The sequence below is a fragment of the Promicromonospora sp. NPDC060271 genome (assembly GCF_042726755.1).
GTDB lineage: Bacteria > Actinomycetota > Actinomycetes > Actinomycetales > Cellulomonadaceae > Promicromonospora.
On the sequence record NZ_JBHXBG010000058.1, the window covers coordinates 1 to 14,479 of the forward strand.

General features: G+C 72.3%; 13 protein-coding genes. 7 read left to right on the forward strand and 6 right to left on the reverse strand.

Features of this window, described 5'->3' with window-relative positions; translation table 11 throughout:
• Positions 1 to 110 precede the first annotated feature (110 nt).
• Positions 111 to 758: an FMN-dependent NADH-azoreductase gene (locus ACFWE2_RS11145; RefSeq protein WP_377224291.1), complete on the reverse strand. Its 648-nt coding sequence runs from the start codon at positions 756 to 758 to the stop codon at positions 111 to 113.
• A 79-nt stretch (positions 759 to 837) separates the two neighbouring features.
• Between ACFWE2_RS11145 and ACFWE2_RS11150 the strand changes: the two genes are divergently transcribed.
• Complete coding sequence (locus tag ACFWE2_RS11150) at positions 838 to 1,179, forward strand: winged helix-turn-helix transcriptional regulator (protein WP_377224292.1); 342 nt, start codon at positions 838 to 840, stop codon at positions 1,177 to 1,179.
• Positions 1,180 to 1,186: 7 nt separating this feature from the next.
• On the opposite strand, the gene ACFWE2_RS11155 is transcribed toward ACFWE2_RS11150, so the two are convergent.
• Entirely contained in the window at positions 1,187 to 2,392 is a 1,206-nt protein-coding gene (locus ACFWE2_RS11155) for an FAD-dependent oxidoreductase (protein ID WP_377224293.1), read from the reverse strand.
• Positions 2,393 to 2,473: 81 nt separating this feature from the next.
• Between ACFWE2_RS11155 and ACFWE2_RS11160 the strand changes: the two genes are divergently transcribed.
• Positions 2,474 to 3,079 (forward strand): PadR family transcriptional regulator, encoded by a 606-nt coding sequence (locus ACFWE2_RS11160; RefSeq protein WP_377224294.1) that lies wholly within the window; start codon positions 2,474 to 2,476, stop codon positions 3,077 to 3,079.
• A gap of 69 nt (positions 3,080 to 3,148) precedes the next feature.
• Positions 3,149 to 4,708, forward strand: coding sequence for an alpha/beta hydrolase family protein (locus tag ACFWE2_RS11165; protein WP_377224295.1), 1,560 nt, complete (start codon positions 3,149 to 3,151; stop codon positions 4,706 to 4,708).
• On the opposite strand, the gene ACFWE2_RS11170 is transcribed toward ACFWE2_RS11165, so the two are convergent.
• Entirely contained in the window at positions 4,690 to 5,487 is a 798-nt protein-coding gene (locus ACFWE2_RS11170) for a 4'-phosphopantetheinyl transferase family protein (RefSeq protein ID WP_377224296.1), read from the reverse strand. The two genes, ACFWE2_RS11165 and ACFWE2_RS11170, sit on opposite strands and share 19 nt — an antisense overlap.
• 220 nt (positions 5,488 to 5,707) lie before the next feature.
• Between ACFWE2_RS11170 and ACFWE2_RS11175 the strand changes: the two genes are divergently transcribed.
• Both ACFWE2_RS11175 and leuA read left to right on the forward strand, forming a co-directional pair.
• Complete coding sequence (locus ACFWE2_RS11175; protein WP_377224297.1) at positions 5,708 to 7,813, forward strand: hypothetical protein; 2,106 nt, start codon at positions 5,708 to 5,710, stop codon at positions 7,811 to 7,813.
• Positions 7,814 to 8,050: 237 nt separating this feature from the next.
• A complete protein-coding gene (gene leuA / locus ACFWE2_RS11180; RefSeq protein ID WP_377224298.1) occupies positions 8,051 to 9,892 on the forward strand; it encodes a 2-isopropylmalate synthase in 1,842 nt (613 codons plus the stop codon).
• A 62-nt stretch (positions 9,893 to 9,954) separates the two neighbouring features.
• On the opposite strand, the gene ACFWE2_RS11185 is transcribed toward leuA, so the two are convergent.
• A complete protein-coding gene (locus ACFWE2_RS11185; RefSeq protein WP_377224299.1) occupies positions 9,955 to 11,550 on the reverse strand; it encodes a serine/threonine-protein kinase in 1,596 nt (531 codons plus the stop codon).
• Between the two features lie 92 nt (positions 11,551 to 11,642).
• Here ACFWE2_RS11185 and ACFWE2_RS11190 point away from each other — a divergent pair, with 92 nt between their 5' ends.
• Entirely contained in the window at positions 11,643 to 12,590 is a 948-nt protein-coding gene (locus ACFWE2_RS11190) for a hypothetical protein (RefSeq protein ID WP_377224300.1), read from the forward strand.
• 190 nt (positions 12,591 to 12,780) lie between these two features.
• The gene (locus ACFWE2_RS11195) at positions 12,781 to 13,575 is read left to right on the forward strand and encodes a DUF3626 domain-containing protein (protein ID WP_377224301.1); all 795 of its coding nucleotides are present in this window, start codon (positions 12,781 to 12,783) and stop codon (positions 13,573 to 13,575) included.
• On the opposite strand, the gene ACFWE2_RS11200 is transcribed toward ACFWE2_RS11195, so the two are convergent.
• The gene (locus ACFWE2_RS11200; RefSeq protein ID WP_377224302.1) at positions 13,560 to 14,075 is read right to left on the reverse strand and encodes an SRPBCC family protein; all 516 of its coding nucleotides are present in this window, start codon (positions 14,073 to 14,075) and stop codon (positions 13,560 to 13,562) included. The genes ACFWE2_RS11195 and ACFWE2_RS11200 overlap by 16 nt on opposite strands.
• Positions 14,072 to 14,470, reverse strand: a complete 399-nt coding sequence (locus ACFWE2_RS11205) for an ArsR/SmtB family transcription factor (protein ID WP_377224303.1) — start codon at positions 14,468 to 14,470, stop codon at positions 14,072 to 14,074. Before ACFWE2_RS11205 ends, ACFWE2_RS11200 begins: the two co-directional genes overlap by 4 nt.
• Positions 14,471 to 14,479 lie beyond the last annotated feature (9 nt).

Consider the following 14,479-nt stretch of genomic DNA (forward strand, 5'->3'; position numbering starts at 1 on the left):
TTCGGTCGGTTGCCTTGAGATCGGTCATCTGATGGACCGATCTCAAGGCAAGCGACCGAACTCGGACGACGGCGGAGGCAACCGACCGATCTCGCGACCGCTCGCGCCACCTACGCGTTCCGTGACTCCGCGAGCTCGCGCCCGTAGCGGACGGCGGCGGTCTCGGCGTCGCGCTTGAGCTCGGCGGCAGGCTCGGCGAAGGCGTCCAGCGCCGGGTTGACGCCGACGAGGGTGAACGCGCGGTGCACGATGCGCAGGTCGAGGCCCCAGACGTCCTCCAGCACGCGACGCAGCCACGCGGTGGAGTGGTCCCAGCCCTCCTTGGGCGAGCCCTCGGCGTAGTTGCCGCCGAGCACCGTGACCAGCGTGGCGGGCTTGCCGCGCAGTGCGGTGCCCTGCGGGTCGATGCGCGGTTCGGTGTACGCGAGGTCGAACCACGTCTTGAAGTGCTGCGAGACACCGTAGTTGTACAGCGGCACGGTGAACAGGAGGGCGTCGGCGTCGATGAGCTCGTCGGCGAAGGTGCGGGCGAGGGCGGTCGCCTCGCGCTGCGCGTCAGTCCGCTCGTTCTCCGGGGTGAACCCGCCCTGCACTGCGTCCTGCCAGGCGGTGGTCGGCACCGGGTCGGCGGCGAGGTCGCGTCGCACAACGGTCGACGTCGGGTGGGCGGCGGTCCACTCCGCCTCGACGAGGTCGCCGAGCGAGCGACTGGCGGAGGAGGCGGGAAGGATGCTCGCGTCCAGGCGGAAAAGGGTCACGACTGCTCCGTTCTTGTTCTCAGAGTCGCTAAGAAAACCAGAGCGACTAGTGAGACGGTAGCACGGGTAGACTGGCGTGATGACAGCGGACGCCCCGCAGGTGCACCAGTGTGATGCGGCGATCACGCTCGCCTTCTCGGTCCTCGGCAAGCGGTGGAACGGCATGATCGTGGCTGTCCTCGGCTCCGGACCGCTGTCGTTCGTGGCCCTGCGACGCGCCGTCACCGGCATCAGCGACGCGGTGCTGTCGGACCGGCTCTCCGAGCTCGCCGAGGCCGGCATCGTCACCCGGAGCGTGGATCCCGGACCGCCCGTCGCCGTCGCCTACGCGCTCACGGCCTCCGGCGAGAAGCTGCAGCCGGTGCTGCAGGAGCTCGGCCGCTGGGCCCTGGAGAACATGGCCGGCGCCGCCCACCGCTGAGCGGCGATCACGCCCGCGACGGAGCCTGGTTCGTCGGCGCGTCCCAGTCGATCCGGTAGTCGGTGATCCAGTCGCGTGTGGCCCGGGTCGCGGCGCGGCCCACGAGCGGCAGGATCACGCGGTCGCGCAGCACCCGGGTCAGCGGGTTCGGGATCTTCTGGTTGGACGTGCGCTTCGCCTGGGCGATCAGCTTCTCCACCCGCGTCCGCCGGAACGCCTCGAAGGCGGTGAACGCCGTGGCCGGGTCACCGTGGTCGCGCAGGAACCGCGCGAGCAGCACCCCGTCCTCGAGCGCGAGGGAGGCGCCCTGGCCGGAGGTCGGTGAGATGGCGTGCGCCGCGTCCCCGATCAGCCCGACCGGGCCGCGGTGCCACACGGGCACGTGCGGCAGGTCGAGCGTGTTCCACGGCGGCGCGATGTCCGGTGTGGCAGCGATCAGGTCCGTCGCCGGGCCGTCGTCGTCGGCGAAGAGGCTGGTCAGCTCGGCCCGCCAGCGGTCAGGGGTCCATGCGGCGAGCTCGTCGTCGGTCGCTGCGCGAGCCTGGGGGACGTTGGCGAACCACCACACGTCGCCCGGCGCCCTGTTCACGTGGGCGAAGAAGGCACGCTTGCCGAACATCATGGTGAACGTGCCGTCCGGCGCGTCGACGGAGACGCCCGAGGCGTAGCCGCCGGTGTTCAGCAGGCCGGTGTAGCGCGGCGGCGGGCAGGCCGGGTCGAGGACCGCCCGCACGCGGGAGTGCAGGCCGTCCGCGCCGACGAGCAGGTCGCCCTCCGTGGTGGTCCCGTCCGCGAACGAGGCTCGCACGCCCCCGTCCGGCAGTGTCGTGACGCCGACGAGACGTTTGCCGTACTCGACGGGGATGCCGCGGCGCGCGGCCTCGTCGCGGAGGTGCACGTAGAGGTCGGAGCGCCGGACGGTCTGGCTGACCGTGCCCGCGGCGTCGTCCCGGCCCATCGAGAAGTTGGTCAGCGGCCTGCCGGACGACGACCGCAGCGCGAGGGTGTGCGTGTCGAACCCGCCGAGGTCGTGCCGGTCGATGCCCAGCACCTGGAGGGCAGCCAGCCCGTTCGGGGCGAGGTTGAGGAAGGAGCCGACCCCGTCGGCCGTGCGCTGGTACGCCTCGTGGATCGTGGCGTCGATGCCCGCCTTCTGCAGGGCCATTGCGGTCACGGGTCCGGTGATGCCCGCTCCGATGATGATCGCTCTCATGTAATGACCATAAGATGGTTACCCATAAAATGGCAAGATGGTGGAGCAGGGAATCCGCACGGGCGATCTACGCTGGGTCCCGTGACCCAGGACTCCCGGCCGCGCTCGCCGCTCGCGATGGTGCTGCTGGCGCTGCTCGCCGAGGAGCCCATGCACGCCTACCGGATGCAGCGGCTGATCAAGTACCGGCGCAAGGACGACGTCGTCAACGTGGCGCGCAGCAACAGCGTCTATCAGTCGATCGAGCGCCTGCTGAGGGACGGCCTCATCGAGGTCCACGAGAAGCTGGCGGCCGAGACCGGCCCTGCCCGCATCGTCTACGCCCTGACCAGCGACGGCAGGGATGCCCTCGGCCGCTGGATGGACGCCGCCCTCGCCACCCCCGCACGGGAGTTCCCCGAGTTCCGGGCGGTGCTGGCCGTGCTGGCGATCACCGGCCCGGACCTGGTGCGCGCCCGGCTCGAGGAGCGGGTGCGGGCGCTGGAGGCAGTGCTCGCCGAGGCCGAGCGAGAGGCCGCTGCCGCCAAGGAGTGGGGCCTGGCCAGGGTGCTCATGCTCGAGCACGAGCACCTCGTCGCCGTCACGCGCGCCGAGCTGGACTGGGCGCGCCAGGTGGTCGCCGATCTCCGGTCGGGGGCACTGACCTGGGACACGGAGGAGATGCTGGCCAACCGCCCGCCCGAATGACCTGGCCATCGCCCGGCTCGCCTGTTGCGTACACCTGGGCGATGTCCGGGCCTGCGGGCGTAGCATCCGATGGTGATCTTTCGGACGGTCGCCACATCCGCCGCAGTCCTCGTCGCGCTGGCGCTGACCGGCGCCGTCGCCGGTCCGGTCTGGGAGCCCGCGCCCGTGCCCTCGCACCTGCGCCTCGGCTCGACGGAGACGGCGATCGGCGGCGCCCTGCCCGGGGGCGGTGAGCCCGGCGACCACGAGGTGCGCGAGTCCGAGGTGACGATCCCGCTCGCCGACGGGCTGGAGGTCGGCGGGCTGCTGCGCGAACCGATCGACGCCGGTCCCGGGGAGCACCCGGGGATCGTGTTCGTGCACGGCGCGGGCACCGGCAAGGCCGTCGACGCGTTCACCCTTGCCGCGACGGCGCTGGCGAGCGCGGGGATCACCACGCTCGTGCCCGACAAGCGGCTCGACAACTACTCGACGCGGCACCGGGACTACGAGGCCATGGCGCGCGACTACGCGCACTCGGTGAGCTACCTGCGCGACGTGCCGGGCGTCGACCCGGACCGGGTCGGGCTGTACGCGGAGTCGGAGGGGGCGTGGGTGTCGCCCGTGATGATGGTGGACGACCCGCGGCTCGCGTTCCAGATCCTGGTCTCCGCGCCGGTGGTCCCGCCACGGCAGCAGGCAGCGTACGCGGTCGACAACTACCTGCGGAACACCGACGTCCCGGCAGGGGTCTTCCGCGCGATCCCGCGTGCGGTCGGGATGCGGCTGCCCGGCGGTGGGTTCGAGTACGCCGACTTCGACGTGCGGCCCTGGCTCGAGCAGCAGGACGACCCGATCCTCGCCGTGTACGGCACGAACGACGCGTCGATGCCGCTCGAACAGGGCACACAGGAGCTCCTGGACACAGCCGGCGACGTGACCGTCCGGTTCTACGACCACGCGAACCACGGCATCAACGTCGAGACGCCCGACGGGCTGGTGCTGCACCCCGACTTCGCGACCGACGTCGCCGACTGGGTGCTCGGCCTCCCCGCCACGGCGTCCGCCCCGCCCCGGCTCGCCGGTGCCCAGCCCCGGCAGGTCTACCTCGCCGCGCCGGTGCCGCAGCCGCAGTGGTACGGCGACGGCGACTGGCTGGTCGGCGTGGTGATCACCGCGGCGGGCCTGCTGCTGGTGGGCCCGCTGCTGGTCGGCGGTACGGCTCTGGTGGGCCGCCTCGCCCGACGTCGTACGGGTCGCCCGGGCGTACACCTCGCGCGGAGTCTGCGCGCGCCTCTGGCGGGCCTGGCGATCGGGGCGGTGGTGACCACCGTCGGGCTCGCTGTGTACCTGGCGGCGGTCGCCCGCCTCGCCCTGGACTACGAGAAGAACGCGCTGGTGGTGCAGGGCGGCTGGATCGGCGTCCGGCTGCTCGGCATCGCGACTGTCGTGGCGGCGGCGCTGCTGCTCAACCGGCTCCGCGACCTGCGGATGTCGCTGGTCGAGCCGGTCGAGACGACACGGAGCGACACGTCACGGGCCGGCGCCGCCGGCATCGCCGTCCGGACGGGTTTCTGGGCGACGGTCCTCGGCGCGACGGCGCTGCTCGTCACCCTGGCGTACTGGGGCGCCTACCAGCTCGGCATCTGACCGGACCCGCCGAGCCGCAACAGCTCCGGCGCCTGGCGCACGAGCGGTCGCGGTACGCCGTCGTCGGGCACCGTGTCCGGAAGGCGCAGGTGCCGCACCTGGTCCACGTGCGTGGTCGTCGCCAGCGCGGCACTGTGGTCCGCCGGGGCGGGCACGTGCGTCAGGTACGGGCGGGGGTGGGGGAGCCGGACCGACGGGTCCCGCGTCAGGAGCGTCGGCCGTGGGCCGGTGACGTCGAGATCGCGCAGCGGGATCGTCAGCCCGTGCCCGGTCAGCTTGGCGGTCGCCTCCTTGCGGGTCCAGTACGCGAGCAGCGCGTCGGCACGGTCGCGGGCCGGCAGGCGCCGCCAGGCCCGCCGCTCGGCGGGCGTGAGCGCGGCGGCCGCCAGGTCCTCCAGGTCGCCGTCCGCCGGGCGCGCGTCGAGGTCGGCACCGACCCTGCCGTCGCCCACCACCGCGACCAGCACCCAGGCCCGCGTGTGCGACACCGAGTAGTCGAGGGCCGCACCCGGCACGTGCGGTCGCCCGTGCTGCGGGTCGCCGCAGCGCTCGCACGACCGGTCAACGGCTATCTCCGCCGGAGGGACGCCGAGGTACCGCGACAGGATGAGCCGCTGGGCGGCACGCGACGTCAGGTGGACCGCGGTGGCGACGGGGTCCAGACCCACGAGGTGCTCGCGATCCGGTACGGTCAGCAGGCGCGCCCAGGCTTTCCGACGTCGGACCGGAACGAGCCAGACGTCGCAGGTGCGGGGTGCCGGTGCGGCGCTCAAGTCCACTGCGTTCTCCTGTGACCTCGGCGAGCTGTCGGCTGCGGCCGACGGCGGTTTTTCGACCCATGTCGAATGTGATGGACGTGCGCAGAAATGCAGGTGTGACCGGACTCGCCGTGGTTCGGCCTGACAGGCTCCGTCCCCGGCGGGTAGTAACGTCGGGGACCCAACGCCACCAGCCACACTTCCCCAGTCTCGACCAGCGGCGTTATCGAGGAGTGAACGGATGATGGACCAGCACGCTTCCGAGCGTGACGAGAGAGATTCGGCAGACGGCGCACAGGACGCGAACGGCGCGCCGACCGAACGTCTCGGCCACGAGCACGTCGCGACGATCTCGTCGGAGACCGAGTCCGGGCACACGCCGGACGACACCAGACCCTTCGCGAACATCGCGGTGGCCGACTACGTGCGGGACGCCATCGCCGCGCTCGCCCTGCTCGTGTCGCTCGCGCTGCCGTGGAACCTGGCCGACCGGGGCGCGGACCGCGTCGAGGTGGTCCTGGCCGTCGCGCTGTCCCTCGCCTCGCTGACCCTGCCCTACTTCGCGCGCCTCAGCGTGCTGCCTGCCACCTGGACCGTGCACTCCACACGCCGCGCACGCCTGCTCGCCGGGCTGCCGCTCGCCGTGATCGGCCTGCTGCACCTCGTCTTCGACGTCCGTGGCGGTGCGGGTGTCGGCACGGGCCTGGGGCTCGCGCTGGCGGGTGCCGCCCTCGCCGCGACCCCGCGCGACAGCGAGCTCGGACCCGTCGAGGAGGACGGCGCCGTCGTGCGCGGCTGGCGCCTCGGCCTCGCCGCCGTCGGCATCCTGATCGCGGCGGGCGCGGTCACCGCAACGCTGCTCGCCGAGTTCGCCGAGGACGCGACGCTCGGCGACCGCCTGCTCGCGCCCGTGTGGCTCGCGCTGGTCGTCGGCCTGGCGTGGCTCCTGGTGGGCGGCACCGTCCGCCACGACCGGCCCTCACGGCTCGTGCTCGTCGCCGCGGGCATCGTGCTGGCGCTGCTCTTCATCTTCACCTCAGGCGACTCGCTGACCGGCCTCGAGTCCATGCGCCCCGGCGTCACGGACCCGAGCCGGTTCGGCCTGGTGCTCCTGCCGCTCGCCGCAGCCGTCGCCGGTTCTCCAGCGGTGCGCCGCGACCCCGCCGCGGAGGAGGACCTCAGCACGGAGCAGGCCGCCGGCGTGTGGGTGCGGGTGGCCATGCGCGCGTTCGACGTCATCGTGCTGCTCGCGGTGTGCAGCGCGCTGGCCGCTCTCGTGCAGCTCATCGACCCCGGCTTCATCGGGTCGGGCGCCGGGGTCACGCTGGTGGTGCGGCTGGTGCTCGGCGTCGTCGTCGGCGGTATCGCCTGGTTCGCGCGGCGCTCGCTGCAGCGCGACCCCAGCACGGGACACGTGCCCGCCGTCGGTGCGGCGTGCGTGGCCGGTGTGCTGGGGCTCGTCGTCGTCATCGCGACGTCCGGTGCGAGCCTCGGTGTGAACCTCGGCGACCTCCTCATGGCCCTCGGCCTGCCGGTCGTCGCCGCATCCGCGCTGATGGTCCCCAAGGCGGTGCGTGACCACTTCCAGACCGTCGGCATCGGTGGGGACACCGACGTCGACCGCAGCCAGGCCTACCTGTGGGCGCCGCCCCGGCCCAAGGGCGACAAGGCGCCGCCCGTCTCGCTCCCGGAGCAGCCCGTGCGGTCGGCGCCCGAGCTGCGCCGGCCCGCCGAACCGCGCCGGGTCACCTCGACGGGCGCCGTGCGCACCGTCGCCGGCGCCGCCGCGGTCCAGCACGGGGTGGTTCCCGTGCAGCCGGCGAAGCCGGAGTCGAGCGAGGTTCCGCTCAGCGCGATGCGTACCGTCGAGGAGATGCCGGCAGCGGGTGCGCCGGCGGCTTCGTCGACGAGCGAGACGGCGACTATGCCGCCGGTCCGGTCCGGTGCGACACCGGTGGCGTCCGCGCAGCCGACGGCGCGCATGCGGCCGGTGACCGGCCAGCAGGCGGTCCAGGCCGACGCCGGTGCGGCTGCCGGTGACGCGGGCCAGGAGCAGGTCACGCGCCGCGTCGTCGTCGGGCAGGAGCAGAGCCAGCGCCCCGCGGCCGCGGACCACGGGTCCGAGCCGGGCCACACGGCGGTGCTGCCGCCCGTCGGCGGCAGGTGGACGCCGGCCGTGGCGCTCGACCCGGCCACCCCGCTGGCGGACCTGGCGAAGATCGTGCAGGAGGCGCCGCACCTGCGTCCGCAGGTCGCCGCCAACCCGTCCACCTACCCCGCACTGCTGGACTGGCTGGGCGCCCTCGGCGACCCGCAGGTCGACGCCGCGCTGCGCAACCGCCGCTGACCCGCTGCTCCGGCGAAGTAGAGCGTGTGTCCGGCGTGCGTCCGGACAGGCGCTCTACTTCGCCGAGGGCGTCCGGATCGTGGGCGGGACGGGTGGTCGAAGTCACCTCCGGGGGTACAGTGGCGCCGTGCGCATGACGGTGATCCTTCTCCTTCGCTGCCGCGACGAGGCCTAGACAGGCCGGTCCCTCGTCGCGGAGGCTTGGTGTGCCGGCCAACCTCACCGAGCGAAGGACACATGATGGAGAACAGCATCACCGCCACCACCCCCGGCGGAGTTCACGACACCGGACTGCCTGGCGCAGGAGTGCATGGCGCAGCGGGCGGAATCATCGAGGACAACCCGCAGCAGACCTCTGGCATGCCGACGAGGAAGTACCTCCCGTTCCACGAGCAGATCACCGTTGACCTGCCCGACCGCACCTGGCCGACCAAGCGCATAGAGAAGGCTCCGCGGTGGTGCGCGGTCGACCTGCGGGACGGCAACCAGGCCCTCATCGAGCCGATGAACCCGGAGCGCAAGCTCCGCATGTTCGAGCTCCTGGTCGCCATGGGCTACAAGGAGATCGAGGTCGGGTTCCCGTCCGCGAGCCAGACCGACTACGACTTCGTCCGCAAGCTGATCGACGAGAACCGGATCCCCGACGACGTCGTGATCCAGGTCCTGACGCAGGCGCGTGCCCACCTGATCGAGCGCACGTACGAGGCGATCACCGGCGCGAAGCAGGCGATCGTGCACCTGTACAACTCGACGTCGGTGCTGCAGCGCGAGGTTGTGTTCCGGTCCGACCAGGACGGCATCGTCGACATCGCGCTCGACGGCGCCAAGCTGTGCCGCAAGCTCGAGGAGACCATCCCGGACACGCGGATCTACTACGAGTACTCGCCCGAGTCGTACACGGGCACGGAGCTCGAGTTCGCCGTGCGCATCTGCAACGAGGTCATCGAGGTCTTCGAGCCGACGCCGGAGCGGAAGGTCATCATCAACCTGCCCGCGACCGTCGAGATGGCGACGCCCAACGTCTACGCCGACTCGATCGAGTGGATGAGCAGGCACCTCGCCCACCGCGAGAACGTCATCCTGTCGCTGCACCCGCACAACGACCGCGGCACCGCCGTCGCGGCCGCCGAGCTGGGCTACCTGGCCGGTGCCGACCGCATCGAGGGCTGCCTGTTCGGCAACGGCGAGCGCACCGGCAACGTCGACCTGGTGACCCTCGGCCTGAACCTGTTCTCCCAGGGCATCGACCCGCAGATCGACTTCCACGACATCGACGAGATCCGCCGGACCGTGGAGCACTGCAACCAGATGCCCGTCCACGAGCGCCACCCGTACGTGGGCGACCTGGTGTTCACGGCGTTCTCCGGCTCGCACCAGGACGCCATCAAGAAGGGCTTCGAGCACATGGCCGGCCGCGCGGAGGCCGCGGGGGTCACCGTCGACGAGCTGCACTGGGGCGTGCCGTACCTGCCGATCGACCCGCGCGACGTCGGCCGCTCGTACGAGGCGGTGATCCGGGTCAACTCGCAGTCCGGCAAGGGTGGTGTGTCCTACCTGCTCAAGAGCGAGCACAACCTGGACCTGCCCCGGCGTCTGCAGATCGAGTTCTCCCACGCCGTGCAGAAGGTGACCGACGCCCAGGGCACCGAGGTGACCGGCGCGGACATCTGGCGCATCTTCACGGACGAGTACCTGCCCGTCGAGGAGGGTGCGGAGCCCGGCCTGGAGCACTGGGGCCGGCTCGAGCTGCGCGGCACGCGTGCGGTGTCGGCGGAGGGCGAGCAGGACACGCTCGAGGTCGACGTGCTGGACCGGGGGCAGGAGCTGACCCTGACCGGCACCGGCAACGGGCCGATCGATGCCTTCGTCAACGCGATCGCACAGGTCGGCGTCAAGGTACGCGTGCTGGACTACGTCGAGCACGCGCTGTCCGAGGGCGGCGACGCCAGTGCCGCCGCCTACGTCGAGTGCGCGGTGGGCGACGACGTCCTGTGGGGCGTAGGCATCGACCCGTCGATCACCCTGTCGTCCCTGAAGGCAATAGTCTCAGCGGTCAACCGAGCGGAACGCACGGCCTGACCACCCGTTGAGTGCTGGGTATTTGCGGTGTTTCCGGCCCAGGAAGCGCAAATACCCAGCACTCAGCGGAGCTTGGTGTAGGTGGCCTCGAAGCCGTCGGCCTGCTCCGTGTAGGTCGTCTCGGTGCAGGTGTACCTCAGCGGCTGGGTCCGGCCGTTGGGGTTGTAGGGGCCGCTCTCCTCGCCCACCTCGATGGTGACCGAGATGTCTCTGAAGTCCGAGCCCTCGGTCGTCAGGACGCCGTCGCCGGTCGAGACGATGTACGACGCCGTGCCGCGCCAGGTCTGGGTGATCTCCCCGACGGAGGACCCGGCGCGGATGGGCTCGGCGTCGTCGTAGTCGACCACCTGGGTGCCGTCGGCGCTGAACTCCGTCACGCGGCCCTCGAAGCCCGTGAACCTGACGGTCTCGTCGAGGCTGGAGATGTCCTGCGTCGAGGTCCAGCTCTCCAGCCGCCACGTGCCCACCAGGCACTCGTCGATGACGGCCGCCGGCGAGGCGGACGCGGACGGTGTCGCCGAGGCGGGTGCCGAGGTCGACGGCCCGGCGTCCGCGTCGGCGTCGCCGGGCGGCATGCCCACCAGGAGGGCCGTGGCGGCGCCGCCGACGATCAGGACGCCGGCTGCCGCGACGATCCAGGTGAGGGGCCGGGACAGCAGGCTGCGGCGGGGTGCCTCCGGCTCCGGCTCGGGCGGGGTCTCCTGCAGGGCCACCTTCAGCACCGTCTCGTCGTCCCGCAGGGCGGTGGCGTCGTCGTCGTCCATGACGACGTCCGGGATGTCCGGCCCGGGGACGATCTTCGTGGACGCGGTCCGGAGGCCGGCCGGGACGTCGTTCAGGAAGTCGAGGACCTCCTGCAGGCTCGGCCGGGCCTCGGGGTCCTTGGCCAGGCAGGCCTGGACGAGCGGGAGCAGCCAGGCGGGGCACGTGCTGAGGTCCGGTTCCTCGTGGACCACGCGGTAGTACACGACCGTCGTGTCGCCCTCGCCGAACGCGCGCTGCCCGGTCGCGGCATAGAGGGCGACGGCGCCAAGGGCCCAGACGTCGGCCGCGGGTGTGGAGACGCTCCCGCGTACCTGCTCGGGCGCCATGAACGCGGGCGTGCCGACCTTCAGGCCGGTGCGGGTCAGCGACGTCGTGTCGAGCGCCTTGGCGATCCCGAAGTCGATGACGAACGGCCCCTCCTGGCCGAGCAGGATGTTGGACGGCTTGAGGTCGCGGTGCACGATGCCCGCCTGGTGCACGGACCGCAGGGCCTCCGCCACACCGGCGACCGTGCGGCGCACGTCGGCCTCGGGCAGCGGACCCTGCGTGCGTACGACGGCGGTCAGCGACGGTCCCGCCACGTACTCGACGGCCAGCCACGGCTGGGCCCCCTCCGGATCCGCGTCGATCACCGTGGCGAGGAACCGGCCGCGCACCTTCATCGCCGTGGCGACCTCCGCCCGGAACCGGGTGCGGAACTCCGGGTCCTGGACGTATTCCTTCAGGATCGCCTTGAGGGCGAGCTTCCGGCCCGTGCGGGTCTCCGCGAGGTAGACGACTCCCATGCCGCCCGCCCCGATCCGGCCGAGAAGCTCGTAACCGCCGAGCTCCTGCGGGTCGGACGGCTCGAGCGGGTGGATCTGCGGGGCTGCCCCTGGGCCTGGCGAGATCATGGGTGGAAACATACCGGATTTCCTTGAATTCACCCGACATATCCGTCATGGTGATTTGCGTTCGCTCGCCAGACGTAATCCCAGGGGGAGACATGAAGAGGAAGTTTGTGAGCCGCGCGCTCCCGTCCGCGCTCGTCGCGGGAGGGCTGCTCGTCGCGGGCGGGATGACCGCGACGGCGGCCGAGGAGAGCAGCCCGTCGAGCACCGAGCAGTCGACCGGTGGTCTGGGCGGCGTCCTCACGGGCACCGTCGACGCGGTCCTCGGGGACGACGGTGCGGTGGACAGCACGCTGGACCAGGTGACGGACACCGTCGGGCAGGTCACCAAGAAGGACGGCGCCCTCGACGACACGGTGCGGGGCGTCACGGGCGCCGTTGACTCCGTGGCCGGCAAGGACGGTGCGGTCGACGACGTGGTCCAGGAGGTCACGCGCAGCACGGCCGACGAGCCGGCCGCGGCGCCGGCGGCCGCCGACCGCGGTCCTGTCGAGGACGTGGTGGGCGGTGTCTCCGGGGTGCTCAGCGCGGTGGCCGGCGAGAACGGCGCGGTGGACGACGTCCTGGGTGCCGACAAGCCCGAGCGTGGCGTGACCGACGACCTGCCCGCGGAGCTGATCGACGACGTGGGTTCCATCGGCGAGAACATCGGAGACGGCGACGTCCCGGGCTTGATCGGCGCGATCGGGGGTTCCGACGGCGTCGTGGACGACCTGCTCGAGAGCCCGTCGTCCGGTGGGCCTGGCGGCGGCCCGGGTGACGGCGGCGACGGAGGCCCCGGGGGCGGTGGCCCGGGTGATGGTGGGTCGGGCGGCGGTGGCTCGGGCGACGGTTCCGACGACGGCACGATCCCGGTGGTCAACCCGGGCGGGGGCTTCGATCTCGGTGGGCTCCTTCCCGGCACGTCGATCGGGGAGCTGCCTGGCGCGCTCGCGCAGACCGGTGGCCAGGTCGGCGCGGCGGTGGGCGCGGGACTCGCGCTCACGGCCGCGGGAGCCGCGCTGATCCGCGCCCGGCGCAGGATGCTGGAGGTCCAGGGCTGATCTGTCCGCGTCGCCCTGCTGGTCGAGCCGAGTTCGGTCGGTCGCACTCGGCTCGAGCCGAGTTCGGTCGGTCGCCTCGAGATCGGTCCGTCGAATGACCGATCTCGAGGCAACCGACCGAGCTCGGGCGTTGACAGGCTCGCGCCGCGGAAATGTCAGCGCAGCGTGCACCCCCGGGTAGCCTCCGGGTATGAACTGGCCGGTCACCATCAACTTCCATCCGGACCGGCTCGTCGCCGACGGGAGCGAGACCCTGATCGAACGCCTCGCGCACGACCGCGTCTGGCGTTCCCAGTTCGAGACCGGAACCAGCAACGGCGGCCTCACGGCGCACCACGGCGGCGACCGGTGGCGGTGGGAGCAGCGCATGTTCGACGGCCGGTACGACGACGGCCCGCCGCACGACCGCCCGCGCTACGGAGCGCTGAACCACCGGGGCAGGGCCGCAGGCGGCGCCGTCCGGTTCGGCTCCGCCCACCTGCGGCTCCGCCCGCACGTGCTGTCCCGCACCACCTTCTGCTACCCCGACTCCGTCATGGAGCCCGAGCACTTCGCCGCCGTCGACCCGGGGCCGCTGGTCGCGCTGGCCGACGCCGACACGATGGCCGGCACCCACGACCTGCTGGACGACTACGTCGAGGCCCAGGTGCACGGCGCGATAGCCCTGCCCGACGACGTCGCGGCGCTCGTGCTGGACCCCTGCTACCGCGACACTCCGGTGGCCGACGCCGCCCGCGAGCTCGGCGTCGCCGTCGAGTGGCACCACGGGTTCCGGCTGCACGTGGACGAGCTGGCGACGCGGCCGGAGTTCCGCGGGCCGGCGATCGTGGACGTGGCGCGCGCGGTCGCCGTCGGGCACACGCGTGACGGCCGGCTGGACGCACGGGTGGTGGGGGAGGCCGTGCTCGCCGGCGACCACGACCCGCAGGACCTGAAGAAGGTCTGGCACCACGTGGCCCGCTGGGGCGGCTACATCGTGCGGTAGTGCTCGGACAGCGCCGGGTAGTAGTCGCCGAACTCGATGGCGGCAGGGTCGCCGCCCGTCTCGGCGGCGACGAGCCGGTCCAGGTAGTACTCCCATCCCGGCCCGACGTTCTCGGCCATCGCGGGGTCGTCCATCGACTGCGCGAAGGTGAGCGTGGTGACGCCGTCCGCCTCCGCCAGGTCGAGCTTCAGGTGCCAGGTCGCGGGCGTGTCCTCGCCGTACGTCCCCTGCGAGGTGAGCTCGAGCTGATGGGGAGCCTTGCAGGCGTCGATCGTGTACTCCTCGGGTTCGACGTCGTCGCCCTCGTAGAGCATCTCGACGGCAACCTTGCCCGTCGCCGGATCGCCGGTCCAGCGGCCTAGCCAGCGGGCCAGGCGGTCCGGATCGGTGACCGCCGCCCACACGTCGTCGATCGGGGCGCGGAACGTCCGGGTGAGCACTATGTAGGGGCCGTCCGGGCGCTGCTCCGTGCGGCCGGTGGCGGTGATGTCGGTGCTCATGCTGTCTCCTCGTCGGTGTGCTCGGTGTCGGTGTTCCCGGCGTTCCGGGTCGCCCTGCGGTCCCGGCCGACGCGCCGCACCTCGAGCTCCAGGCCGTCGAACGCCTGCTCGGCGATCGGCGGGGCAGGAGCCGGCTGCGCGGGCGCGAGCTCGGCGAGGAGCGCGGACACGGGGGCGAGCCCTGCCCGGTCGAGCCGGTAGTGCCGCTCCCTGCCGACGTCGTCGGCGGTCACGAGCCCGGCCGAGCCCAGGGCGCGCAGGTGCTTGCTGATCGCCGGGCGGCTGATCGGATGGGCCGACGCCATGTCGACGACCCTCGCCGGCCCGGCCGCGAGCTGGCGCAGCAGCTCGCGACGGACGGGGTCCGAGAGGGCGGCGAAGGCATCCATGGTCATATTGGTAAC

What these genes read in the sequence shown, in the direction of transcription:
- ACFWE2_RS11150 (WP_377224292.1), top strand. Translation starts at nt 838, where the DNA reads ATGACAGCGGACGCCCCGCAGGTGCACCAGTGTGATGCGGCGATCACG.
- ACFWE2_RS11155 (WP_377224293.1), bottom strand. Translation starts at nt 2,392, where the DNA reads ATGAGAGCGATCATCATCGGAGCGGGCATCACCGGACCCGTGACCGCA.
- ACFWE2_RS11165 (WP_377224295.1), top strand. Translation starts at nt 3,149, where the DNA reads ATGGTGATCTTTCGGACGGTCGCCACATCCGCCGCAGTCCTCGTCGCG.
- ACFWE2_RS11175 (WP_377224297.1), top strand. Translation starts at nt 5,708, where the DNA reads ATGATGGACCAGCACGCTTCCGAGCGTGACGAGAGAGATTCGGCAGAC.
- leuA (WP_377224298.1), top strand. Translation starts at nt 8,051, where the DNA reads ATGATGGAGAACAGCATCACCGCCACCACCCCCGGCGGAGTTCACGAC.
- ACFWE2_RS11185 (WP_377224299.1), bottom strand. Translation starts at nt 11,550, where the DNA reads ATGATCTCGCCAGGCCCAGGGGCAGCCCCGCAGATCCACCCGCTCGAG.
- ACFWE2_RS11190 (WP_377224300.1), top strand. Translation starts at nt 11,643, where the DNA reads ATGAAGAGGAAGTTTGTGAGCCGCGCGCTCCCGTCCGCGCTCGTCGCG.
- ACFWE2_RS11195 (WP_377224301.1), top strand. Translation starts at nt 12,781, where the DNA reads ATGAACTGGCCGGTCACCATCAACTTCCATCCGGACCGGCTCGTCGCC.
- ACFWE2_RS11200 (WP_377224302.1), bottom strand. Translation starts at nt 14,075, where the DNA reads ATGAGCACCGACATCACCGCCACCGGCCGCACGGAGCAGCGCCCGGAC.
- ACFWE2_RS11205 (WP_377224303.1), bottom strand. Translation starts at nt 14,470, where the DNA reads ATGACCATGGATGCCTTCGCCGCCCTCTCGGACCCCGTCCGTCGCGAG.